The organism is Corynebacterium senegalense (genome assembly GCF_900411315.1).
Taxonomy (GTDB): Bacteria; Actinomycetota; Actinomycetes; order Mycobacteriales; family Mycobacteriaceae; genus Corynebacterium; species Corynebacterium senegalense.
In genome coordinates this window covers 436,208-458,826 of record NZ_LS990887.1, presented here as the reverse complement: position 1 = coordinate 458,826, position 22,619 = coordinate 436,208, and the positions used below count along the sequence as shown (strand labels likewise).

Sequence of the window (22,619 nt, the reverse complement as noted above, 5' to 3'; positions counted from 1 at the left end):
CGGCAGGGAGGAGGCGAGCGAACGTGTCACCGCGAGGTCTGCCCCGCGCCAGCGACGTCACCGACGCCATCGACGCCACCGACACGCGCGGCTACAACGGCGCGCGCCTGGCCAGCACGGTCATCCTCACCCGCGACGGCCGCAGCGGCCTCGAGGTGTGGGTGCAGGAGCGCGTCATGACGATGCCGAACTACCCCGGCATGACCGTTTTCCCGGGCGGCGGGGTGGACAGCCGCGACTTCCCGGGCAGGTCCTGGAACGACGGGGACCTGTGGTTCGGCTGCTCCGCCATCTCGCTCGCCCGCCAGCTGGGGGTGACCAAGTATAAGGCGCACGCCCTGCTCTTCGCCGCCGTGCGCGAGCTCTTCGAGGAAACCGGCACCCTCCTCGTCGTCGACGGCGACGGCGAGCTGCTCCGCGACGCACGCCCCTTCCACCAGCAGCGCCTCAAGCTCGAGTCCCACGAGCTTTCGCTTACCGACGTCCTGCAGGCCAACACCCTCAACGTCCACGCCGACCTGCTCACCCCCTACGCCCGGTGGGTGGGCCGCTCCGAGAGGGGCACCCTCTTCGACACCTTCTCCTGGCTGGCCGTCAAGCCGGGCGGACAGGAGCCGGACTCGGAGACGGAGGAGGCCGACGACGCGAACTGGTTCAGCCCCCGGCTGCTCCTCGACGGCTGGCGCGCCGGGCTGGTGCGCTTCGCCCCCTCGACGTGGGCGCAGCTGCTGGACATCTCCGGTTTCGGAAGCGTGGGCGAGCTCGTCGCCGCCACCCGCGGAGCGGCGCTCACCCCCGTGGTGGGCGACCCGGTGCACCACCCGCGCTACAAGGAGTTCTTCACCTTCTGCCCGGCCGACAGGATTGGAAAGGGCCCCGACCACCCATGAGTTTCAGCGAAGCGGAGGTGCGCTTCCTTGCCGCCCACGCCGGGGAGATCGCGGAGGTGGAGCCCGAGCTGGGGCTGACCAAGGCCTCCCTGTTCGCCGACCGCGCCCTGCTCGAGCGCTGCTTCGGCGAGCGCGCCCGGGCGGTGCTCGAGCTCGCGGCGGCCCGGCGGGGAGCGCTTGCCAAGTTCCCCGCCTCGTGGCTGACCGACGCCGACGCCGCGCAGCAGGCCACCCCCGCGCGGGTGGCCGCGGTGCGCGCCGCCCGCCTGCGCGGCCACGGCGTGGAAATCGTCCACGACGTGACGTGCTCCGTCGGCTCCGAGGCCCCGGCGGCGCGCGCGGAGGGCCTGGCGTGGCTGGGCTCGGACCTCGACCCCGCCCGCCTGCTCATGGCACGGCACAACCTCGGGCCCGGGGCGTGGCTGGCCCGCGCCGACGCCCTGGCCCCCGTGAGCCGGGCGGGCGCGGTCGTCGCCGACCCCGCGCGGCGGGAGGGCGGCCGGCGCATCACCGACCCGGCGAAGCTCCACCCGCCGCTGCCGGCGCTTCTGGAGGCGCACGCCGGGCGCGAGCTGGCGGTCAAGTGCGCCCCGGGCATCGATTACTCCGGCTGGGAGGGGCTGGTCAGCGTCATCTCCCTCGACGGCGGGGTGAAGGAGGCCTGCCTGTACACCCCGGGCCTGGCGGGCGGGGTGACCCGCGAGGCTGTCGTCCTGGACGGTGGGAACGGCTCCGGGGAGGGCGCCGAGCGCGTGACGGACGCGGAGGACGACGCGGTGGACGTCGGCGCGGCGCGGGAATTCATCGTCGAGCCGGACGGGGCGGTCATCCGCGCCGGGCTGGTGCGTCACTGGGCGCACCGCCACGGGCTGAGCATGCTCGACGAGCACATCGCCTTCCTCACCGGCGACGCCGTGCCGCCCGGCTACTCGGGGTTCCGGGTGCTGGAGGAGGTTCCGCTAAAGAAGCTGCGCGCCGCCCTGGCCTCCCATGACGCCGGGTCTGCCGAGATCCTCGTGCGGGGCGTGGACGTCGACCCGGACCAGCTGCGCAAGAAGCTCAAGCTGCGGGGGACGCAGCAGCGCGGGGTGGTCATCGCGCGCGTGGGCCAGCGGGCGGTGGCCTATATCTGCGGCCCGCGCGAGCGGGGCTAGTTCCCGGGCTAATCTGGGGCGCATGCCCTACTTCGATCACGCCGCCACCACCCCCATGCGACAAAGCGCCATCGACGCCTGGGTCCGCCACGCGGGCGCGCTCAACCCGGGTGGCCAGTACGCTTCGGGCCGCAGGGCGAACGCCGCGCTCAGCGACGCCCGCGAGGCCGTCGCGCACGCCCTCGGCGCGGACCCCGCCGAGGTCGTGTTCACCGGCTCCGGCACCGAGTCCGACAACACGGCCGTGCGGGGGCTGTACCGCACCTCTGTCAAGGACAGGGGCGTGACCCGGGTGGTCGTGCCGCCGACCGAGCACTCGGCGGTCCTCGAGGCGGTCAAGCTCCTCGAGCGGGAGGAGGGGGCCGAGGTGGACTGGCTGCCCGTCGACCGCTCGGGGGTCGTCGCGGACCTCGCCGCGCTGGACACGCCGGCGGCGGTGGCGACGTGCATGATGGCCAACAACGAGACGGGCGCGCTGCAGCCCGTCGCCGAGCTCTGCGAGCGCGCGGCGGCGCAGGGGACCCCTGTCCACATCGACGCGGTGCAGGCCGTGGGCAAGATCCCGGTTGACTTCCACGCGCTCGGAGCGACGACGCTGGCGGCGTCCGCCCACAAGTTCGGCGGGCCGCGTGGGGTGGGCATTCTGCTGGCCAAGCGCTCCCCGGCGCCGCTGCCGTTGATCGTCGGCGGAGGGCAGGAGCGCGGCCTGCGCTCGGGGACCGTGGACGTGGCGTCGGCGGCCGCGGCCGCGGCCGCGCTTACCGAGGCGGTCGCGGAGATGGAGGAGGAGACGAGGGGCGTCGAGAAGCTGCGCAAGAAGCTCGTGCGCGGGGTGGTGGAGCTGGTGCCCGACACGATCGTGACAGTCGAGGGGCCGACCCTGCCGGGGCACGCGCATTTGCTTTTCCCCGGTGCCAGCGGGGACGCGATGATCATGCTGCTCGACGCGAAGGGGATTGAGGCGTCGACGGGATCCGCCTGCTCGGCGGGCGTGCACCGGATGAGCCACGTGCTCGAGGCGATGGGGGTGGGCCGGCGCGAGGGGATGGGCGCGCTGCGGCTCACGCTCGGGCGCACGACCACCGAGGAGGACGTGAACGCGGTGCTGGGCGAGATCGCGGGTGTCGTGGAGCGGGCGCGGGCGGCGGGCGCGCTCTCCTGAGAGCCTGTTTCATTTGTGACTAGTGTGTTGCAAATGAATTAGTGGGGCTGGTGCTATACACTGCGGCTCATGCATGTCAACCGGAGGTACCACACCGTTCTCGCCGCCCTCGTGGCCGCGCTGCTCACCGGCGCCCTCGCCGTCGTCGTCCCCTTCAGCCCCACCCGCGACACCGAGGCGGGCGCGCAGGGCATCCCGGGCCTTGTCCAGGGCGTCGACGTCGCCGGGCACCAGCGCCCCGGCGGCGCCGCTATCGACTGGAAGACCGTCGCCGGCCCCGGCGGCCAGAACTTCGCCTTCGTCAAGGCCTCGGAGGGCGAGGGCTGGAAGAACGTCTACTACGACGAAGACGCACAGGCCGCGCGCGACGCCGGCCTTGCCGTCGGCGCCTACCACTACGCCCGCCCGGCCGAGGACCCGACCGTCCAGGCCCGCTACTTCTCCGAGGTCATCAACGCCGGCCCCGCTCTGAACCTGCCCCCGGTGCTCGACCTCGAGGTTGATGAGGGGCTCAACCCGGCCGCGCTCGCCGCCTGGACCCAGACCTTCCTCACCGAGGTCGAGCGCGCCACCGGCACGAAGCCGATGGTCTACACCTACCGCTACTTCTGGTACGAGCACATGGACAACACCAGCGCCTTCACCGGCTACCCGCTGTGGCTCGCCGCCTACCAGAACCAGGCGCCGCGCCCCGTCGGCGGCTGGGACAAGGTGTCCATCTGGCAGCGCTCCGGCGACGGCCGCGTCGCGGGCGTGTCCACCCCGGTGGACCAGAACATCTTCAACGGCAACAGCGGCGCCTTCGGCAGCTTCGTCGCGGGCGACCTCACCGCCGGCGGCGGCGTCCTCGAGGCCTTCCAGGCCCCGGAGGCGGGCGACCTCGCGGTCCTCGAGCAGAACAGCACCGCCCTCGTCGTCGCGATCCTCGGCCTCGCCGGCGGCATCCTCGCCGCCCCGCAGGTGGCGCAGGCGGCGCAGCAGCTCGGCTTCAACGACTTCGACGCCGACAACATCGCCGGCGCGGTCCGCGACCTGGTCACCAGCGGCCAGCTGCCGGTGGAGGACCTGCGCACGATGATGGTCGGCGACTACTCGGTCGGCGACCTCCTCATCCTGCTCAACAACGCCTCCAAGTAACAGCGCTTTCCGACGCGCCGCCCCCGCCACCTCCCGGGGGCGGGGCGTTTTCGGCGCTCACGCGCAGCCGGGGCCGATGTCCAGCGCCGCCAGGATGGCGTCGGTGCGCCGCGGCAGGCGCGCGTGCGCCACCTCGCCCACGCCGATCACCCGGCCGAGGCGCGACGAGCGGGCGGGCACGATCCGGTCCGCGGCCGAGACGATCGAGACGACCTCGACGCCCTCCGGGACGGGCTCTCCCGCGACGTCCTCCAGCTCCACGAAGGACTCGCCAAGGACCCGCCGCACGAGCCAGTCGGGGCGGTACCAGGCGCGGTGGTCGGTTCCCCGCCACGGCGCGCCCAGCCCGACGAGCGTGCCCAGCCGCCCCCGCACCTCCGGGTCGGCGAGCGCGCGCAGCGCGACCAGCGCGCCCGAGGAGTGGCCCACGACGTCGACGCGCGAGACGGCGGCGGGGAGGGCGCGGATGTCTCGGGCGATGGCGGCGGCGGAGGCGTCGAGAAGCGCCGTGCCCCTCGCCCCGTGGAAGGGCGCGAGCAAGTCCACCCCGCGCTCCCCGAGGGTCCGGCCGAGGGCGCGGAAGGCGGCGGGCTCCGACAGGGTCCCGTGAACGGCCACGACAACCCGGCCAGCGGACTGGGAGGTTGCTGTGGAGGGGTCGGGAAGGAGGCGCGGAAGGTGGGAGAGCAGGCCCATGGCGACCTAGATTACAAACCGTGGAGTTTGTCCGATCTGTGTCTCTCGTCTCGCCCGCCGCGGCCGTAGTCATCTACGTCGCCGCCGCCGCGTGCGCGCTCCTGGCGCTGCTGCGCCCCAACCGGCGCACCGCGTGGGCGGCGGGGGCGGCGCTGGTTCTCCTCGCCGTCGTCGCCTTCTGCCTCGGCGTGTGGCCGAAGCCCTTCCCGGACTCGGTGCCCGCGAGCATCTACGCCTGCGGGACGGGCGCCGCCTTCGTTCTCTTCTCCGCGCTGTTCCAGCGGGGCCGGAGGCTCTGGCTCGCGCCGCTCGCCGTCGTGGCGGTGGTCGTGGCCTACCTCGCGTCGAACCTCGTCTACCAGGAGTACCCGACGATCGGCTCGTTCAAGCCGGTCCCCGTCACCGTGCCGATGACCCTCGAGGAGTTCCAGGCGGCCACCTCGGCCCCGACGCTCGACGGGCGCGAGGTGGGGGCGCTCGTCACGGTGCCCGCGGAGCCGCTTCGCGACGCCGTGGCCTACGTCCCGCCCGCTTACTGGCACGACGCGAACCTGCCCGTCCTCGTGCTCCTCTCCGGCAGTCCGGGTCGTCCGAGCGGCTGGTTCACCGACGGCCAGGCCGCCCAGGCCCTCGACGACTTCCAGGTCGAGCACGACGGCGTTGCCCCGCTGGTGATCAGCGCGGATGCGACAGGCTCGGACACCGGCAACCCCGGCTGCGTCGACGGCCCGGAGCTCGAGATGCAGACCTACCTCTCGCGCGACATCCCCGAGCTTGCGCGCTCGACCTTCCGCGTCAACCCCGACCAGCGCACGTGGACGATCGGCGGGCTGAGCTACGGTGGCACCTGCGCTCTGCAGGTGGTGACCAACAACCCCGCCGCCTACGGCTCCTTCCTCGACTTCTCCGGCGAGCCCGAGCCGAGCATCGGCAGCCACGACAAGACGGTGAACGAGCTTTTCGACGGCAGCGAGGAGGCCTTCCAGGCCGTCAACCCCGCCACCCTCCTGGAAAACGCCGCGGGGACGGACACCTACCGGGGCATCGCCGGGCGCTTCGTCGCCGGCGAGCGCGACCAGATGAGCACGGCGGCGCTGCCGCACCTCAACGACCTCGCCCGGACCGCGGGGATGGACACCACCTACGACACCCTGCCGGGCGCGCACAGCTACGGAGTGTGGCGCGTCGCGCTGCGCCAGAACCTCGAGTTCGTGGCGAAAAGGGGAGGAATCGCATGAGGTCGATAGCCCGTTCCATCCCGGTCTCCCTGGTCCTCCTCGCGGCCGTGTGGCTCACCTTCGCGGTGCGTGCGGCCACAGGGGTCGCCCTCGGCGTCGACCTGCCGGGAGACTCGGAGCTGTGGCACATCGCCAGCTCGGGGCTGACCAGCGGCCACCCGGTCGGGCTGCTGTTTTCCTCGCTGGCGTGGGCCGCCTTCGCGGTGCCGGCCGAGGTGAGCCTGGGCTCGCGGCGCTTCCTCGTCGCCGCGGCGGCTTCCCAGGCGGTCGCCGTACCCGCCGGCCTGGTGGCGGCGACGTTCATCGAGCACGCCGGTTTCAACCAGTGGGGCACCGACCTCGCCAACGAGACGTTCCTCTCTCCGGTCGCTTGGATCTTCGGCCCGGCTGCCGTCGCCACGGCGGGCATGGGCGTCCTGTGGCGCCGGCGCCTGCGCCTGGTGATGCTCGCCCTGACCGGCACCCTCGTGCTCTACTCGGGCGCGCTGAGCGACGTCGTGGCGCTCTCCGCCGTCCTCCTCGGGTGGGCGGCGGGCAGCCTGATTGACGCAGACACCGGCCCGGCGTGGCACATGTCGCTGCGCGAGTCCCGCGTCATGGTTGCCACCCTGGTCGCGGCCGTCTCGACGGGACCGGTCCTTACGGCGCTCAACCCCGCCGCGGAGGGGCCGTTCGCCGGGGTGAGCAAGCTGATGTGGGAGCCGGCGTTAGCCTCCCACCAGGTCGCCCACCGCTGCCGCGACGTCGCCTCGACGGCGTGCCAGGAGGCCATCGCCATTAACCAGCAGAACGGTGTCGGGCCCTTCCTGCTCAACCTGGTCCCGCTCGCCCTCATGCTCGTCATCGCGCTCGGTTTGGCGCGCGGGCGCCGCCTGGCGTGGCTTCTGGCGGTGGCCGCCACGGCCGGCTCCCTGGTGGTCATCGCCGCGCAGGTCGGCGGGGTCGGCGGCGACGCGATGACCAACGTCAACGTCGTCCTCGTGGTGCTGCCCTGGCTGGGCGTGCTGGCGGTGCTGGCGGCGACGCGCCGCCGCTTCGCGGTCGGCTCCGAGTGGCGCCCGGCCGTCGCCCGGGTGCTGGCGGCCCTGGCCACGACCGCCGCGGTGTGGACCGCAGGCGCGATGTCCCTGCGCCACGGCTTCCTCACCCCGACGACGCTGGGGTCGGTGCTGGCGGAGCTGCCGATTCGCTACCTTCCCCCGGCCGTCGCGGTGCTCATGCCGCACTACCTCGTGCCCCGCACGGCTGCGGCGTGGGCCCTCTACGAGTGGGTCGGCATCGTCTTCTGGGCTGTCGCGCTCTACCTGCTGTTCCGGGTGCTCTCCTCGCCGCCGTCGGCCGCGGCGGAGCAGGACCGCGCCCGCGCCCGCGCCATGCTCGAGCGCGGCACCGGCGACCACCTGGCGTGGATGGGGCTGTGGGACGGCAACCGCTGCTTCTTTCACGGCGAGGACGGGTACGTGGCCTACCGGGTCTCCCGCAACGTCGCGGTCACCGTCGGCGGGCCCGTCTGGTGCAGCGCGGCGGCGCGCGGGGAGGTCGCGGACGCCTTCGAGGACTTCGCCGCGGAGCAGGGGTGGCGCGTCGCGTGGTACTCGGTGGACCAGGACTTCGCCCGCCCCGGCCGCCGCAGCGTCCACGTGGCGGAGGAATCGCTCATGTACACGGACAATCTGGAGTTCAAGGGCAAGAAGTTCCAGAACATCCGCACCGCCCGCAACCGGGCGGCGAAGGAGGGGGTGCGCGCGGTGTGGACGTCGTGGGCCGAGTGCGACGTGGAGACCCGCGACAAGATCGTCGCCCTGTCCGAGGAGTGGGTGGCGGACAAGGCCCTGCCGGAGATGGGGTTCACCCTCGGCGGCGTGGAGGAACTCGCCGACTCGGGCACCCGGCTGCTCATCGCGCTCGACGAAGCGGGCCACCTCCACGGGGTGACAAGCTGGCTGCCCGTGTACGAGAGCGGCCGCCTGGTCGGCTACACGCTGGATTTCATGCGGCGCGACTCGGGAGGGTTCCGCCCCGTCATCGAGTTCCTCCTCGCCGAGGCTGCGATCGTGGCGGGCGGGGAGGGACTCGAGTGGGTCTCGCTGTCGGGCGCGCCGCTGGCCCGCACCGACACCCCGACCTCCCTCGTGGAGGTCCTGCTGGACAAGACGGGCGCGACGATCGAGCCGCTCTACGGCTTCCGTTCGCTGGCAGCCTCGAAGTACAAGTTCCACCCGGCGCACCGCGGCTGGTACCTGCTTTACGACGACGAGATGGCGCTGCCGTCCATCGCGCTCGCCGTGGTGGACTGCTACCTGCCGGACATGCGGCGCTCGGACGTGGTCACGGTCGCCCGGGAGTTCTTCAGCCGGCGGCAGCAGTCGGGTCGGGATCGCGCCGCGGAGTCGTCGCCAGGCGGCGGGCCCACTCATCGCCCTTGAAGTGCGCGGGCACGGCGCCCTTGAGCAGGTCGCGGGTCAGCTGCGGGCTCGCCTCGACCGGCTCGTTGGCGCCGATGAGGATGATGTTGCCGTAGCGGCGCCCCTTGAGCATGGGTGGGTCGGCGATGGCCGCGAGGTGCGGCCACACCTCGGCCATGCCCGCCAGCTCCTCGCGGGCCTCGCGCAGGTCGGCGTGGGAGCCGCAGTTGGCCACGTAGATCCCCCGCTCGCTCAACGACGCCCTCGCCGCCGCGTAGAACTCCACCGTGGTCAGCTCCCGCGGGGTCGTGGCGGAGGAGAACACGTCGCGGATGATCACGTCGCGCGTGGCCGGCTTGAAGCCGAAGGTCTCCTCGCGGGCGTCGCCCACGCGGATCTTCACCGCGGGCGCGCGGGGGACGTCGAAAAGCTGGCGGGCGAGCTGCGCGAGCTCCATGTCGATCTCGACGACGGTGTTGCGGCTGCCGGGCCAGGCGGAGGCGAAGTAGCGCGGCAGGGAGCACGCGGCCCCGCCCAGGTGCGTCAGGCGGGGCTTGTCCCAGCGCCGGACGCTGTCCAGGAAGTCAGCGATCCAGCGCATGTACTCGAAGTCGAGGCGCTCCGGCTCGCCGGGCACGATGTGGGAACTCGGCACCCCGTTGACCAGCAGGACGAGCGAGCCGTCGGGCTCGGTGACCACCTCCGCCACGCCCGTGTCGATCTCGTAGGTTTCGCTTTGTGGGGCCATAGCCAGCGAGGGTACACTGCGGGCCCATGCGTGTTTTGGCGGCGATGAGCGGGGGAGTGGACAGCTCCGTGGCGGCGGCGCGCCTCGTGGAGGCGGGCCACGACGTCGTCGGCGTGCACCTGGCTCTGTCGCGCGACCCGCAGGCCACCCGTGAGTCCGCCCGCGGCTGCTGCTCGCTGGAGGATTCCGCCGATGCCCGCCGCGTCTGCGACAAGCTGGGCATCCCCTTCTACGTGTGGGACTTCTCGGACCGGTTCAAAGAGGACGTCATCGACAACTTCGTCTGGTCCTACGAAAACGGCGAGACGCCCAACCCCTGCCTGCGCTGCAACGAGAAGATCAAGTTCGCCGCGCTGCTCGAGCGCGCCCTCGCCCTCGGCTTCGACGCCGTGGCCACCGGGCACTACGCCGTGCTCGACGACGACGGCAACCTGCGCCGCAGCGCGGACCCGCTGAAGGACCAGTCCTACGTGCTCGGCGTGCTCACCCGCCGCGAGCTGGACGCGTGCCTGTTCCCGGTCGGCGACACCGAGAAGCCGCAGATCCGCGAGGAGGCCGCCCGCCACGGCTTCGCCACCGCCACTAAGCCCGACTCCTACGACATCTGCTTCATCCCCGACGGCAACACCCAGGCCTTCCTGGGCGCGAAGATCGGGCTGCGGCCCGGCATCGTGCGCGACGGCGACGGCACCGAGCTGAAGCAGCACGACGGGGTGTTCCAGTACACCATCGGCCAGCGCCGCGGACTCGATCTGCGCGTCCCCGCAGCCGACGGCAGGCCGCGCTACGTCACGGGCATCGACGCCGCGACGGGGGAGGTCACCGTCGGCCCGCGCGAGGCGCTCAAGGTCCGCGAGATCCGCGCCGACAGGCTCAAGGTCCTCCACGAAGCGATGGCCGGCACCTTCGAGGCGCTGGTCCAGGTCCGCGCCCACGGCGGAGTCGTACCCTGCCGCGCCGCCATCGCGGGCGACGGGATGACCCTCACCCTCCACGAGCCGCTCGAGGGCGTCGCGCCGGGCCAGGCGGCCGTGCTCTACATGCCCGACCCGGACGGGCTGGGCGACGTCGTCCTCGGCTCCGGCACGATCTGCGCCACGGCGTGAGGGGTGGGGGCGTGAGCGCATTCGGCCTCGGCGAGCTGCCGGGCACCAGCATGGAGGAGGCGGCGGACGTCGTCCGCAGCGAAAGCCCGCTGCCGCACGTCCCGCAGCTGCCCGAGCGCGGCGTCGGCTCCGACGCCGTCGGGCGCACCGCAGCGCTGCTGGACATCCCCATCGACCGCGGCCCGCGCGGCTGGCGGGTGGCCACGCAGCACCGCGCCGCGCGCGATCGCATGCCCCGCGACCTCGACATCCTGCAGGAGTGCTGGGGCAGCGTTGAGGAGCTGAAGGTCCAGCTCGTCGGACCGTGGTCGCTCGCCGCCGAGATCGAGATGGGCAACGGCCACCGCATGATCACCGACCCGGGCGCGCTTCGCGACGTCACCGAGGCGCTCCTCCAGGCGGCGGGGGAGCACCGGGCGGACGTCGAGAAGCGCTTCGGCGCCCGCACCGTGCTGCAGCTCGACGAACCCCGGCTCAACGACGTCATGCGCGGCACCCTGGCGGGCCCCACCCGCTACCACGACATCCCCGCCTTCCCGGAGCCGCTGGAGCGCCTCGCGCCCTTCGGCGAGTTCCTGCTGCACACCGACGTGCTCGTCGGGGCGGGGTGGCTCACCGTGGACCTGGAGCGGATCACGGGAGCCGGGGAGAAGGACGCGCTGGCGCGGCTGCTCGAGTCGGGCACGCGTCTCGCGGTCGCCCCCGTGGAGCCGGCGACCCTCTGGCGCCTGTTCGACGAGCTGCAGATCGACCCCGCGGGCGTGGAGCTCGACGTGTGGGCGCGGCCCGCGCCCACACTGCTGGAGTCCGCGCGGCGCTACGCGGAAGCCCGCGAGATGGCCGAGGGCCTGCGCTAGGTGGACAGCTAGCCGATCATCGGCCACGACAGGTTGAAGTCGTCGACGCTTTTGCCCTTGCCGGCGAGGAACTGCCGCAGGCTGACCGCGTGGCGGTAGAACTGCACCGCCTGGTACTCCATGAGCTCCCCCTCGTTCATCTCCGCGAGGTCGGGCCACAGGGAGCGCACCTGCTTCCACGCGATGCGCGCCGCCGCCATCGCGTCGGAGGTGGCCTCGTGTGCGTTGTCCAGGCGCACGCCGTAGTGCTGCGCCATGTCCGACAGCGTGCGCTTGCCCCTGCGGCGGTCTCGGGCGCGGTCGATGACCAGCGGGTCGTAGACCGGGCCGGTGACGGTGAAGTCCCCGGTCAGGGCGCGCAGCACGGACAGGTCGTAGGGGGCGTTGAAAACAACCAGGGTCAGCCCGTCCTCCCAGCCCTGCTTGATCGCCTCGACGGTCTCGCGCAGCACCTCGTCGTGGTCGCGGCCCTCGGCGCGCGCCTTGTTCGTGGTGATGCCGTGGATCGCGGCAGCGGCCTCGGGGATCTCCACGCCCGGGTCGGCGAGCTCCTCGGTGGCGGTGACCTCCTTGCCGTCTATACGCACCAGCGCCGAGGTGACGATGCGCGCGGTGGCGGGGTCGGTCGAGGTCGTCTCGAGGTCGAAGGAGAGCATGCGCGAGGCGTCGAAAGTGGCCATGCGCCTTACTCTAGTGTGCGGGTCCGACATGTCGGGCGGACAACTAAGGTGGAGTGGTGTGACTGATATTTCGCCCGATCTGCGCCGCCAGTGGGACGACCTCGCCGAGAAGGTGCGCCACCACCGCGACCTGTACTACAACGGCCAGCCCGTGATCTCGGACGCGGAGTTCGACACGCTCTACCGCGAGCTGGAGCAGCTCGAGCGCGACCACCCCGAGCTCGCCGTGCCCGACTCGCCGACGAAGGAGGTCGGCGCGCCGACCTCGAGCGCGTTCGCGGACGTGGAGCACCTTGAGCGGATGATGAGCCTCGACAACGTCTTCTCCGCCGAGGAGCTGGCGGAGTGGCTGGCCAAGACGCCGGGGCCCTACCTGACCGAGCTGAAGATCGACGGCCTTTCCATCGACCTCGTCTACGAAAACGGCGAGCTCACCCGGGCGGCCACGCGCGGAGACGGGCGCGTGGGCGAGGACATCACCGCCAACGCCCGCGTCATCCCGGACATCCCGCAGAAGCTGACCGGCGACTTCCCCCCGCTGCTCGAGGTGCGCGGCGAGGTCTTCATCCGCCCTGAGGACTTCCCGGTGCTCAACGAGCAGCGCATCAGGGAGGGCGGCAAGCCCTTCGCCAACCCGCGCAACACCGCCGCGGGCGGGCTGCGGCAGAAGAACCCCGAGGACGTGAAGAAGCGCAAGCTGCACATGATCTGCCACGGCATTGGCGCCCGGGAGGGCTTCTCGCCGGAAACGCAGCACGAGGCCTACCTGAAGATGGCGCAGTGGGGCCTGCCCGTCTCCCCGTACACGAAGCCGGCGGAGAGCGCCGCTCAGGTGCAGGAGGCGGTGGAGTACTGGGCGGAGCACCGCCACGACGCGGTCCACGAGATGGACGGCCTGGTGGTGAAGGTCGACAGCGTCGCGGCGCAGCGCGGCCTCGGTTCGACCTCGCGCGCGCCGCGCTGGGCGATCGCTTACAAGTACCCTCCCGAGGAGGTGACGACGAAGCTGCTGGATATCGTCGTCTCCATCGGCCGCACTGGCCGCGCGACCCCGTTTGCCGTCATGGAGCCGGTCTTCGTCTCGGGCTCGACCGTCTCGCAGGCGACGCTGCACAACCAGTACGAGGTCAAGCGCAAGGGCGTGCTCATCGGCGACACCGTGGTGATCCGCAAGGCGGGCGAGATCATCCCGGAGGTCCTNTACAAGTACCCTCCCGAGGAGGTGACGACGAAGCTGCTGGATATCGTCGTCTCCATCGGCCGCACTGGCCGCGCGACCCCGTTTGCCGTCATGGAGCCGGTCTTCGTCTCGGGCTCGACCGTCTCGCAGGCGACGCTGCACAACCAGTACGAGGTCAAGCGCAAGGGCGTGCTCATCGGCGACACCGTGGTGATCCGCAAGGCGGGCGAGATCATCCCGGAGGTCCTGGGCCCGGTCGCGGATCTTCGCGACGGCACCGAGCGCGAGTTCGTCTACCCGGAGCTGTGCCCGAGCTGCGGCACGAAGCTCGCCCCCGCGAAGGAGGGCGACGCCGACTGGCGCTGCCCCAACACGCGGTCCTGCCCGGCGCAGCTCGCGCAGCGCCTGCAGTACCTTGCCGGGCGCGGCGCGTTCGACATCGAGGCGCTGGGGGAGAAGGGCGCGATCGACCTGACCAGCCGCGGCATCCTCACCGACGAGGGCGACCTGTTCAACCTCACCGAGGAGCAACTCGAGCGCTCCACCGCGTACACCACGAAGGCGGGCAAGGTCAGCGCCAACGGGCGCAAGCTTTTGAGCAACCTCGACAAGGCGCGCCACACCGACCTGTGGCGGGTCCTCGTCGCGCTGTCCATCCGCCACGTCGGCCCGACGGCGGCCCGCGCGCTCGCCGCGCGTTACCGCAGCATGCAGGCGCTTCTCGGCGCCCCACTTGCCGACCTGGCCGAGACCGATGGCGTCGGCGGGATCATCGCCGAGTCCTTCAAGGACTGGTTCGAGGTGGACTGGCACCGCGAGATCGTGCGCAAGTGGGCCGACGCGGGCGTGACCATGGAGGAGACCGCCACCGAGGCCGCACAGCAAACCCTGGAGGGTCTGACTGTGGTGGTCACCGGCACCCTGGAGAACTTCAGTCGCGACTCTGCCAAGGAGGCGATCCTCGCTCGCGGCGGCAAGGCGGCGGGCTCGGTGTCGAAGAAAACCAGCTACGTGGTCGTCGGCGAGAACGCGGGTTCCAAGGAGGATAAGGCCCGGGAGCTGGGCGTTCCCATCCTCAACGAGGAGCAGTTCGAAAAGCTTCTGGAAAACGGACCCGAAGCGACGGCCGACGAGGAGTAGTAGACAGCCTCCGTCATACGTTGCCCAGTGGGTCCGCCCACAGCGGCGCCAACGCGGTGTGCACGGCGGAGGCGACCGTCGATTGGCGGCGCGGGATGCGCAGGCGCAGGCCGGGGGAGGAGAGTGTCTCCGAGAGCACCTTGGTGGTCACGGGGTCCTGGGAGAACGTGTCGCCGGCGAGCACGACGGTGCGCGGGTTGACGACGTCGACAGTTGTGGCGACGATCTGGGCGAGCGCCGTTGCGCGGCGCGTCAACAGGTCGTTGATGGAGGCGTCGTGACGCGCGAGCGCGCAGATGTCGGGCAGCCCGCGCACGTGGTGCCCGCGCATGTGGCAGGCGTTGATGAGAGCGGTGACGCTTAAGGGGTGCTGGCCGACGGCGGCGCTTTCGCCCAGCTCTGGCACGGTGGCGGCGCGCATGAACGCGGGCATGCGGCCTGACGACGGCCTGTGGACCCGCCCGTGGAACGCCCACGCGTGGGAGAGCACGTTACGGGCGTAGAAGTACAGGCGCGAGTCCTCGAGCTCGACGCTGATCGGGTTGTGGGCGAGTTCGTGGCCCGCGAGCGCCTCGACGCCGACGCCCGCGGTGATTGGCCGGCCGAGCCGCTCGGACAGGATGTCGGTGGCCGGCACGTCGTCGCACTGGTACTCGGGCGAGGAGATGTGGCCGCGCGCGTCGACGAAGGAGGAAAAGGCGATGCCGATGTGGGCGGGCGCGGGCAGGCCTTGGCCCAAGGCTTGCAGGTGCGCGGCGGTGCGGGTGAGGAAGTCCGTGGCAGCGGGCTCGCGGATGCCGGAGCCGAGGCTGCGCTGGCGCAGGATGCGCCCGCCGGCGTCGGCGACAGTGAGCACGCTGTTGCGCACGCCGATGTGGGCTCCCCAGACGGTGAGATGTCGGCCGTCGACAAGCAACTGCTTGCGCGGTCTGCCGACGGATTGCGTGTCGCGCGCCGGGGCCTCCTCGACGAAGCCGGCGTCGATGAGTGCTGCGACGTGGCGTGTGACGCTCGGCTGCGACAGGCCCAGGGTGGTCTGGATGCGGCGCCGGTCCGCGGGGCGCAGGCAGCGGACCTGGTGGAACACCCGGGCCTCAGGGCGGGTGGGCACGCCGAAGCTGGTCACGGGGGAGGTCGGCGTCGCAGCGGTCACGGGAGAAATTCTAGACAAAATGGTCTGTCGGTTACAGGTTGTTCAGTACGGTACCGCAAAACGCCACCTCACATGGGTGAAGTGCGAGAATATTTTCACATAACATTCGCGGTAAATCTTTTCGTGGACCGGAGAATAGACCTCATGGTCTAGTTCTGTGCATGGCAATCAACGACATCACACTCCACTGGTTCCTCTCCACCACCGGCGATTCGCGCGGGATCATGTCCGGCGGGCACGGTTCGGGCGTCGCAACGCAGGACCGCGTCATCGACCTGCGCTACCTCAAGCAGCTCGCACTAGCCGCCGAGACCAACGGCTTCGAGTCCATGCTCACGCCGACCGGTCTGTGGTGCGATGACGCGTGGCTTGCGACGGCATCGCTTCTCGACGCCACCGAGACCCTCAAGTTCCTCGTTGCCATTCGCCCCGGCCTGGTCTCGCCGACGCTCATCGCGCAACAGGCCGCCACGTACCAGAAGCTGTCGAACAACCGGTTGTTGCTTAACGTCGTCGTCGGCGGCGAGGACCGCGAGCAGGCAGCTTACGGCGACCACTCCACGAAGAAGCAGCGCTACTGGCGCGCCGACGAGGCACTGCAGATCGCCCGCGCGCTGTGGACCACCGACGGTCCGGTCGACTTCCACGGCGAGTACTACGACATCGAGGCGGCCCAGCTGAAGGACCGTCCCGAGGTCCTGCCGAAGATCTTCCTCGGCGGCTCCTCCGACGACGGCGTCGAGGTGGCCGCCCGCCAGGTGGACACCTACATCACCTGGGGCGAGCCGGTCGATCCCGCCCGCGCGAAGATCGACCGCGTCCGCGACGCCGCCCGCCGCCACGACCGCGAGCTCGACTACGCCATCCGGCTGCACGTCATCGCCCGCGACACATCGGAGGAGGCGTGGGGAGTTGCACAAAAGCTTCTCGACGCCATCGATTCCGCCGAGGTGGCGAAAATCCAGGAGGGCCTGGCGCGCTCCCAGTCAGAGGGGCAGCGCCGAATGAGCGAGCTGCACGGCCGCGGCGAGGCCTTCACAGACGGCGCCGACGCGCACTCGCTGGAGATCGCCCCGAACCTCTGGGCCGGCGTGGGACTGCTACGCGGTGGCGCTGGCACCGCGCTCGTCGGCTCCTACGACGAAGTCGCCGAGCGCATCCAGGACTACTACATCGCGGGCTTTACCCACTTCGTCCTGTCCGGCTACCCCCAGCTCGAAGAATCCTTCCACGTCGGCGAAGGCGTCGTCCCGGCACTGAAGCGACGCGGCGTGTCCGTCACGAACCACTAAAAGGAGGCCACCATGACCGTTTCCACCCAGCTGCGCGACGAGACTATCCGCGCCGCCAAGTACACCGTCACCGACGTCTACCGCTCCGTTCCCACCCCGATCGTCGCCGTCGCTGCCCACGCGAACGGCGCCGGGCACGCGATGATCGTCAGCTCCTTCAACGCGATCTCCGATGACCCGGCGCTGGTCTCCGTATCCATCAAACACGGATCGACCACCTGGCCGCGTCTGCGCACCGCCTCCGAGGTGGGCATCTCCGTGCTCACTACCGACCACAACGACCTGCTCGCCCGGGCCTGGAAAAACCAGTCCCACGAGCGCCTCGCGGGATACCCCTGTGCCAGCGAGGGCAGCGCCATCCACCTCGCGGACTCTCCGACGAGGCTGACCTGCGACATTGCCGACGAAGTGCCGGTGGGCGACCACACCCTGGTCATCCTGGCGGTGTGCAGCATCCACCACGATCCGCGCCTCGGGCTCCCGATCGTGCACCACAACCGAACCGTGACAGAACTGCTGGGAAGGGCAGAATAATGACAATAAGCACAAAAGCTCATTCAGGCGTGAAGGCGGAACACGAGCAGAAGGTTGTCGAGGCGCCGCGGAAGCGCCGACGCGTCTCCACGCTCCAACTCCAGCGCGTGGTGCTGTTTGTCCTGCTCATCGCCGCGTGGCAGTTGGCCACCGCGATCGGCGGCATCGACCCAGTCATCCTGCCCGGCCCCGCAGCCGTGGTGGACGCGCTGTGGCAGGCCAGCGTGTGCAACGGCGCCACCTGCGGCGTCCAGGGCTACTTCCTGTGGCAGCACGTCCTGGCCACGCTTGAGCGCGTGCTCGTCGGCGTGCTCGGCGGCTCCGTCATCGGACTTGCCATTGGCTGGTGGCTGGGCACCCGCCCGCGGGCCCGCGCCATCGTCGAGCCTTACCTGAGCTTCCTGCGAGCCCTTCCGCCCCTGGGCTACATCGGCCTGCTCATCGTGTGGTTCGGCATAGGCGATGTGTCCAAGGTCGTCCTGCTGCTGCTCGCCGTGGTCCCGACTGTCACCGTCTCCACCATCCTGGGTGTCACCGGCGTGCAGCGCGACTGGATCCTCGCCGCCCGCACGCTCGGCGCGACGAACCGCCAGGTGTTCCGCACGGTGCTCCTGCCGGCGGCTGCGCCGCAGATCATCAACGGCGTGCGCCTGGCCACCGGCATGGCCTGGGCGTGCATCGTCGCCGCCGAGATGAACGACGGCATCCCGGGCATCGGCGGCCTGGCCTATATCTCCGGCACCCAGCTCAACACAGCCGTCACCATCGGATCCATCATCGTCATCGGCGTGGTCGCCCTCGCCATGGATGCGGCGTATGTGGGCGTCGAAAAGCGCTTCAGCATTGGAAGGGGGCTGTAGAGATGAAGAACCTGAAGCAACTCGCGGCTCTCGGAGCCATCGTCTCGGCCGCGGGACTGAGCGCGTGCGTCGGACCGACTGCCGCGGAGATCGCGGGCAAGACCGGAAACATCGAGTGCCCCTTCGAGCCGGTGCACGACAAGACCGAGCTGCGGCTGGCGTTTCAGATCATCCCCGGTTCCGAGCTGTACCTGAAGGACCAGCGCATCGTCGAGGAATGCCTGCCGGACACCAAGGTCTCCTGGACCAAGTACGCGACCGGCCAGGACATCGTCCAGGCGTTCGCGGCCGGCTCGGCGGACGTGGGCTACCTCGGATCGCCGCCGGTGGCCAAGCTGATCACCTCGCCGATCAGCTACCCGGCGAAGGTCATCCACGTAAACAACGTCACATCCTCGTCGGAGGCGCTGGTGTCCAAGAAGTACACCAAGCTAGAGGAGCTGCGCGGCAAGCGCGTCGGCGTCGCCTTCTCGTCCACGGCGCACTATTCGCTGCTCAAGGCGTTGGAGTCCGTCGGGCTCAAGGAAGGCCGCGACGTGGAGATTGTGAACCTCGCGCCGGGCAGTCAGGTCGCCGCGTACAACGGCGACCAGGTCGACGCGATCTACGCCTGGGACCCGACCCTTAAAGACCTGCAGGCCACGGGTGCGAACACCATCATCACCTCGAAAGAGGTCGGTGAGCTCGGGGCGCCGACGTTCAACTTCGGCATCGCGGACGCGAACTACATCAACGCCCACCCAGAGACTATCGCGATGGTGACCAAGCTGGAGGAGTGGGCCGCCGGCCAGTACGAGGCGGACCCGGAGCAGTTTATCGCGGCGAACGCCCGCGAGACCGGCGACGACGCCGCAACCGACGAGGAGCTGCTCAGCCGCTCCCAGTTGGTTCCGAAGAAGGACCAGGAGCGCTACCTGCGCGAAGCCGGCGCGACGCTGCTCGACACCGCTGAGTTCTTCGCGGAGCAGGGCCAGGTGGACCACCCGAGCGACCCGGCGCTTTATGAATCAGCGGTGACATACGGAGGAAAGGAACTGGGCAATGCTTAGCCTCGATCACATCAGTCACACCTACAACAGCAACGACGGGTCCACGGTCTCGGCGCTCAGCGACATCACGCTTGACATCATGGACTCGGAGATCGTCGTTCTGGTCGGCCCGTCGGGCAGCGGCAAATCCACGCTGCTCGGCATCATCGCAGGGTTCTCGCAGCCCACGGCTGGGCACGTGCTTTACGACGGCACACCAGTCACCGGGCCAGGAGTCGACCGCGGAGTGGTGTTCCAGAAGGACAACCTCTACCCGTGGCTGACCCTGCAGCAAAACGTGGAGCTGGCCGCGGAGTTTTCCGGCGACGAGTTCCAGCGCGAGCGCGGCCGCGAGCTCATCGACGTCGTGGGGCTTACCCACGCCGCCGAGCGCTACCCGCACGAGCTGTCCGGCGGCATGCGCCAGCGCGCGCAGATCGCCCGGGTGCTCGCCGCAAGCCCGTCGACAGTGCTTTTCGACGAGCCCTTCTCCGCCCTGGATCCGTTCACCCGCCGCCAGCTGCAGGGCGAACTGCTCAAGGTCTGGTCCCGCGAGCACCCGACCATCCTGTTCATCACCCACTCTGTCGAGGAGGCCGTGCTGCTCGGCGACCGCGTCGTTGTTCTCGGCGCGCAGCCGGGGCGGATCCTCACACAGGTGAGCGTGCCGGAAAAGCTAAAGGCCGAGTTCCGCGCCCCGGACGCTGACCTGGGGCGCCTGGCCACCGACCCGCGGGTCGTGGCGGTGCGCGCGGAGATCGAGGATCACATCCGCGTGGCGCACACGGGCAGGCATGCGACGGCGTAACCCCAGGTTTGAGTAGAGCTACTTGAACATGGCGCCGATGATGGTGCCCAGGTCGCCCGCCTGCTTCACCTCGGCGGGCCGGACTTCCTGGCCTCCGAGGTCACGCAGATCGGCGACCTCGGCACGATCATCGGGGCGATGCTGCGCTAGCGGATCCAGAGCGCCCGGGCGACAGGGCTGTTACGCTCCTCACATGATGCCCCCGAAGAACGTCACCTACTCCATGGCTGCGGTCTTCTCCGCCGCCGTCCTTGCCGCCATCACAGTGGTGTGCGCAGCGTTTCTCCTGCTCGGCGTCGTCATCCCCAACTGGTTTGTCATCGTCGCCCGGTGGATCCCCGCCCTCGTCGCGGCTGCGGTCCTCTTCGCTTTCCGCCAGCGCGGGTTGGTGGCCTGGTTCCGGCTCCGCACACCGTGGCGCACCGCTCTGACGGGAATCGTCGTTGCGGTGTGCGCTCTGCTCCTCGCCTACGGCATCGGGGCGGGCGTCTCCATGCTCGCGGGCGTCGGCGAGCCCCAGCCCGGCGCCTTCTACCTGCAGGCGATTCTGCTCGTCATCCCGTATGCCCTGGCATTTTCGTTGAGCACGCTCGGAGAGGAAGCCGCGTGGCGCGGTTTCCTCCACTCCTGCCTGTCGAGCCTCGGCTTCTGGGGTTTCGCCTCGGCCATCTCGGGGCTGTGGGTGATCTGGCATATTCCACTCCACGCCACCATGGTGGCCCAGGGAACGTTGCCCGCGCAGGCGGCGATAAGTTCGACGCTCACCCTTTTCCCGCTGGGCCTCTTCCTCAGCGCCGTCTCGCACCGGTACGGGTCGGCGTGGCCAGCGGTCGTTGCCCATGCGGTTCCCCTGTCCGCACTGAACCTCATCGCTTTTCCCGCCGGGCCCAGTCCCGCGGATCACTGGGTTGTCGCCGCCGCCACGTGCGTCGCCCTCCTGCTGGCGGCGCTCTTCGTCGCCCCCAGGGCATCGAGGCTTTTGGAGCGGTCCGAAGCGTAAACCTGTTGCAGTCGTTCCATAATTATGCAATTCTGGAATCATGGAAACGACGAATACGGAGCGCATCGCCGACCTCGAGCGGCGCGTTGCCGACCTCGAGGCACGACAGCAACCCGACAACCCCCGGCCCACACCCTCGGCGCTTCTCGACGCCCTCAAAGCCAACACGGACCTCGTCGACGGCGCCGTCACCTTCGGCGGCGTCGTGGATACGGGAGGCCACCACTACGAGTACGAGTGGACGCGCCCGACCCACTGGGTGACCGACAGCGAGTGGGAGGAGGAGATTTCCCGCCTGTCCGCCCTCGCCCACCCGCTTCGCGGCGACATTATGCGACGCCTTTTGTACGCCCCGGCCACGGTTGCCGAGCTCGTCAACGAACACATCGCCAGCTCCCCCGGCACCGCGTACCACCATGTCAGCGCGCTCCAGGCCGCAGGCTGGGTGACCAAGCACGACGGCAGTTTCGCCATTCCCCCCGCCCGCGTCGTCCCCCTCATGGCGATCATCACAGCATGCGAGGCGCACTGATGAAGCCGTCATCTGTGGCCGCTGGTGGCCTCGCCGCGATTGTAACGCTGGCTGTGATGCTGTTCCTCGGGCCCCGCCCGATCACTCTGGGCGCTCAAGCCACTGGAGACGTGTCCGTTTCCGACGCCCTGCGCAACCACGCCGACCCTGGGCACCACGAGCTTGCCGCGTTCTACCTCGACAACGGCGATGTGCGCTTCGGCGGCCTCGATGCCGACGAGCACACCGAGTTTGAGATCGGCTCCATCACCAAGACATTTAACGCCGAGCTTCTGCGCCAGCAGATTGAGCGCGGCGACATCACCCTCACGACAACGGTCGGCGAGCTTATCGACGTCCCCGGCGCCCCGATCGCCGACGTCACCATGGAAGAGCTGGCCAACCACACCGCCGGGTTGAGCTCCGCGCCGTCCGAGCTGCTCAGCAACCGCGTGGCCGCGGCGCTGACCAAGGCCAACCCCTACCGCGACGCGACCGCCGACGACATCCTCTCTTACGCCGCTGAAGCCGAGCTTCACGACCGCGGCGAGCGCAACTACTCCAACTACGGCCACGCCCTGCTCGGGCAGCTGCTCGCCCGCAACGCGGACATGAGCTACGAAGAACTGTTGCGCACCGCGATCTTCGAGCCCGCCGGCATGACGGAGACGCACCTGGCCACTTCCGGTTCGGGCGAGGACAGCTCGCGCGGACTCGGCTTGAGTGGCCGACCCGTCGAGCCTTGGGACATGGACGGCTGGGCCCCGGCGGGCGCGATCCGCTCCACCCCGGCGGACATGGCGAAGTACGCCCAGTGGGTCGCCGACCACGGCCGCCCAGAGTACGGGTGGAGCCACCGAGAGATCGGCGGGACCGAGTATACCTTACACAACGGCGGGACCGGCGGTTTCAAGACCACGCTCGTGTGGTCCCCGGACGACGAAGCCGCCGTGTTCGTCGCTAACGACAGCAACATGCGGGTCGAAAAGCTCGCCGCGGACCTACTCGAAGACCTCGAAGGGACACAGCAGCAATGATTA

21 protein-coding genes are annotated in these 22,619 nt (G+C 70.2%); 17 read left to right on the top strand and 4 right to left on the bottom strand.

Annotation, left to right across the window (positions count from 1 at the left end; translation table 11 throughout):
• The first annotated feature begins 23 nt into the window (after positions 1–23).
• From DYZ02_RS02200 to DYZ02_RS02185, 4 genes are all read left to right on the top strand, one after another.
• Positions 24–890 (top strand): NUDIX hydrolase, encoded by an 867-nt coding sequence (locus DYZ02_RS02200; RefSeq protein ID WP_245945539.1) that lies wholly within the window; start codon positions 24–26, stop codon positions 888–890.
• On the top strand, positions 887–2,044 hold the full coding sequence (locus DYZ02_RS02195) for a THUMP-like domain-containing protein (protein WP_115684799.1): 1,158 nt from the start codon (positions 887–889) through the stop codon (positions 2,042–2,044). Before DYZ02_RS02200 ends, DYZ02_RS02195 begins: the two co-directional genes overlap by 4 nt.
• Before the next feature lie 22 nt (positions 2,045–2,066).
• Positions 2,067–3,206 carry a cysteine desulfurase family protein gene (locus DYZ02_RS02190; RefSeq protein ID WP_115684798.1) on the top strand — a complete coding sequence of 380 codons (1,140 nt, stop codon included), beginning with the start codon at positions 2,067–2,069 and terminating at the stop codon, positions 3,204–3,206.
• 69 nt (positions 3,207–3,275) lie between these two features.
• The gene (locus DYZ02_RS02185; RefSeq protein ID WP_115684797.1) at positions 3,276–4,343 is read left to right on the top strand and encodes a glycoside hydrolase family 25 protein; all 1,068 of its coding nucleotides are present in this window, start codon (positions 3,276–3,278) and stop codon (positions 4,341–4,343) included.
• Between the two features lie 57 nt (positions 4,344–4,400).
• Here DYZ02_RS02185 and DYZ02_RS02180 read toward each other — a convergent pair whose 3' ends face one another.
• Entirely contained in the window at positions 4,401–5,039 is a 639-nt protein-coding gene (locus DYZ02_RS02180) for an esterase/lipase family protein (protein WP_115684796.1), read from the bottom strand.
• Between the two features lie 20 nt (positions 5,040–5,059).
• Between DYZ02_RS02180 and DYZ02_RS02175 the strand changes: the two genes are divergently transcribed.
• Both DYZ02_RS02175 and DYZ02_RS02170 read left to right on the top strand, forming a co-directional pair.
• Entirely contained in the window at positions 5,060–6,277 is a 1,218-nt protein-coding gene (locus tag DYZ02_RS02175) for an alpha/beta hydrolase (RefSeq protein ID WP_115684795.1), read from the top strand.
• Positions 6,274–8,703 (top strand): bifunctional lysylphosphatidylglycerol flippase/synthetase MprF, encoded by a 2,430-nt coding sequence (locus DYZ02_RS02170; protein WP_115684794.1) that lies wholly within the window; start codon positions 6,274–6,276, stop codon positions 8,701–8,703. Before DYZ02_RS02175 ends, DYZ02_RS02170 begins: the two co-directional genes overlap by 4 nt.
• Here the strand turns inward: DYZ02_RS02170 and DYZ02_RS02165 are convergent.
• Entirely contained in the window at positions 8,627–9,430 is an 804-nt protein-coding gene (locus DYZ02_RS02165) for a spermidine synthase (protein WP_115684793.1), read from the bottom strand. The two genes, DYZ02_RS02170 and DYZ02_RS02165, sit on opposite strands and share 77 nt — an antisense overlap.
• Before the next feature lie 26 nt (positions 9,431–9,456).
• Here DYZ02_RS02165 and mnmA point away from each other — a divergent pair, with 26 nt between their 5' ends.
• Together mnmA and DYZ02_RS02155 are read left to right on the top strand one after the other, a co-directional pair.
• Positions 9,457–10,536, top strand: coding sequence for a tRNA 2-thiouridine(34) synthase MnmA (gene mnmA / locus DYZ02_RS02160; protein WP_115684792.1), 1,080 nt, complete (start codon positions 9,457–9,459; stop codon positions 10,534–10,536).
• 11 nt (positions 10,537–10,547) lie between these two features.
• A complete protein-coding gene (locus tag DYZ02_RS02155) occupies positions 10,548–11,393 on the top strand; it encodes a uroporphyrinogen decarboxylase/cobalamine-independent methonine synthase family protein (RefSeq protein ID WP_115684791.1) in 846 nt (281 codons plus the stop codon).
• A gap of 8 nt (positions 11,394–11,401) precedes the next feature.
• Here the strand turns inward: DYZ02_RS02155 and DYZ02_RS02150 are convergent, their stop codons facing one another.
• Positions 11,402–12,073: an exonuclease domain-containing protein gene (locus DYZ02_RS02150; protein ID WP_115684790.1), complete on the bottom strand. Its 672-nt coding sequence runs from the start codon at positions 12,071–12,073 to the stop codon at positions 11,402–11,404.
• Positions 12,074–12,101: 28 nt separating this feature from the next.
• On the opposite strand from DYZ02_RS02150, the gene ligA reads away from it, so the two are divergent.
• Complete coding sequence (gene ligA, locus DYZ02_RS11490) at positions 12,102–14,393, top strand: NAD-dependent DNA ligase LigA (RefSeq protein WP_245945822.1); 2,292 nt, start codon at positions 12,102–12,104, stop codon at positions 14,391–14,393.
• Positions 14,394–14,406: 13 nt separating this feature from the next.
• On the opposite strand, the gene DYZ02_RS02140 is transcribed toward ligA, so the two are convergent.
• A complete protein-coding gene (locus DYZ02_RS02140; RefSeq protein WP_115684788.1) occupies positions 14,407–15,546 on the bottom strand; it encodes a MarR family transcriptional regulator in 1,140 nt (379 codons plus the stop codon).
• 161 nt (positions 15,547–15,707) lie between these two features.
• Here DYZ02_RS02140 and DYZ02_RS02135 point away from each other — a divergent pair, with 161 nt between their 5' ends.
• From DYZ02_RS02135 to DYZ02_RS02100, 8 genes are all read left to right on the top strand, one after another.
• A complete protein-coding gene (locus DYZ02_RS02135; RefSeq protein WP_115684787.1) occupies positions 15,708–16,838 on the top strand; it encodes an LLM class flavin-dependent oxidoreductase in 1,131 nt (376 codons plus the stop codon).
• Between the two features lie 12 nt (positions 16,839–16,850).
• A complete protein-coding gene (locus DYZ02_RS02130; protein WP_115684786.1) occupies positions 16,851–17,372 on the top strand; it encodes a flavin reductase family protein in 522 nt (173 codons plus the stop codon).
• 29 nt (positions 17,373–17,401) lie between these two features.
• The gene (locus DYZ02_RS02125; protein ID WP_245945536.1) at positions 17,402–18,232 is read left to right on the top strand and encodes an ABC transporter permease; all 831 of its coding nucleotides are present in this window, start codon (positions 17,402–17,404) and stop codon (positions 18,230–18,232) included.
• A gap of 2 nt (positions 18,233–18,234) precedes the next feature.
• The gene (locus DYZ02_RS02120) at positions 18,235–19,281 is read left to right on the top strand and encodes a taurine ABC transporter substrate-binding protein (protein ID WP_115684784.1); all 1,047 of its coding nucleotides are present in this window, start codon (positions 18,235–18,237) and stop codon (positions 19,279–19,281) included.
• Positions 19,274–20,068, top strand: a complete 795-nt coding sequence (locus tag DYZ02_RS02115) for an ABC transporter ATP-binding protein (protein WP_115684783.1) — start codon at positions 19,274–19,276, stop codon at positions 20,066–20,068. The genes DYZ02_RS02120 and DYZ02_RS02115 overlap by 8 nt, the downstream gene beginning before the upstream one ends.
• A 193-nt stretch (positions 20,069–20,261) precedes the next feature.
• Positions 20,262–21,068 carry a CPBP family intramembrane glutamic endopeptidase gene (locus DYZ02_RS11295; RefSeq protein WP_181896868.1) on the top strand — a complete coding sequence of 269 codons (807 nt, stop codon included), beginning with the start codon at positions 20,262–20,264 and terminating at the stop codon, positions 21,066–21,068.
• A gap of 40 nt (positions 21,069–21,108) precedes the next feature.
• Entirely contained in the window at positions 21,109–21,600 is a 492-nt protein-coding gene (locus DYZ02_RS02105) for an ArsR/SmtB family transcription factor (protein WP_115684782.1), read from the top strand.
• Complete coding sequence (locus DYZ02_RS02100; protein ID WP_245945535.1) at positions 21,600–22,616, top strand: serine hydrolase domain-containing protein; 1,017 nt, start codon at positions 21,600–21,602, stop codon at positions 22,614–22,616. Before DYZ02_RS02105 ends, DYZ02_RS02100 begins: the two co-directional genes overlap by 1 nt.
• The last annotated feature ends 3 nt before the right edge of the window (positions 22,617–22,619 follow it).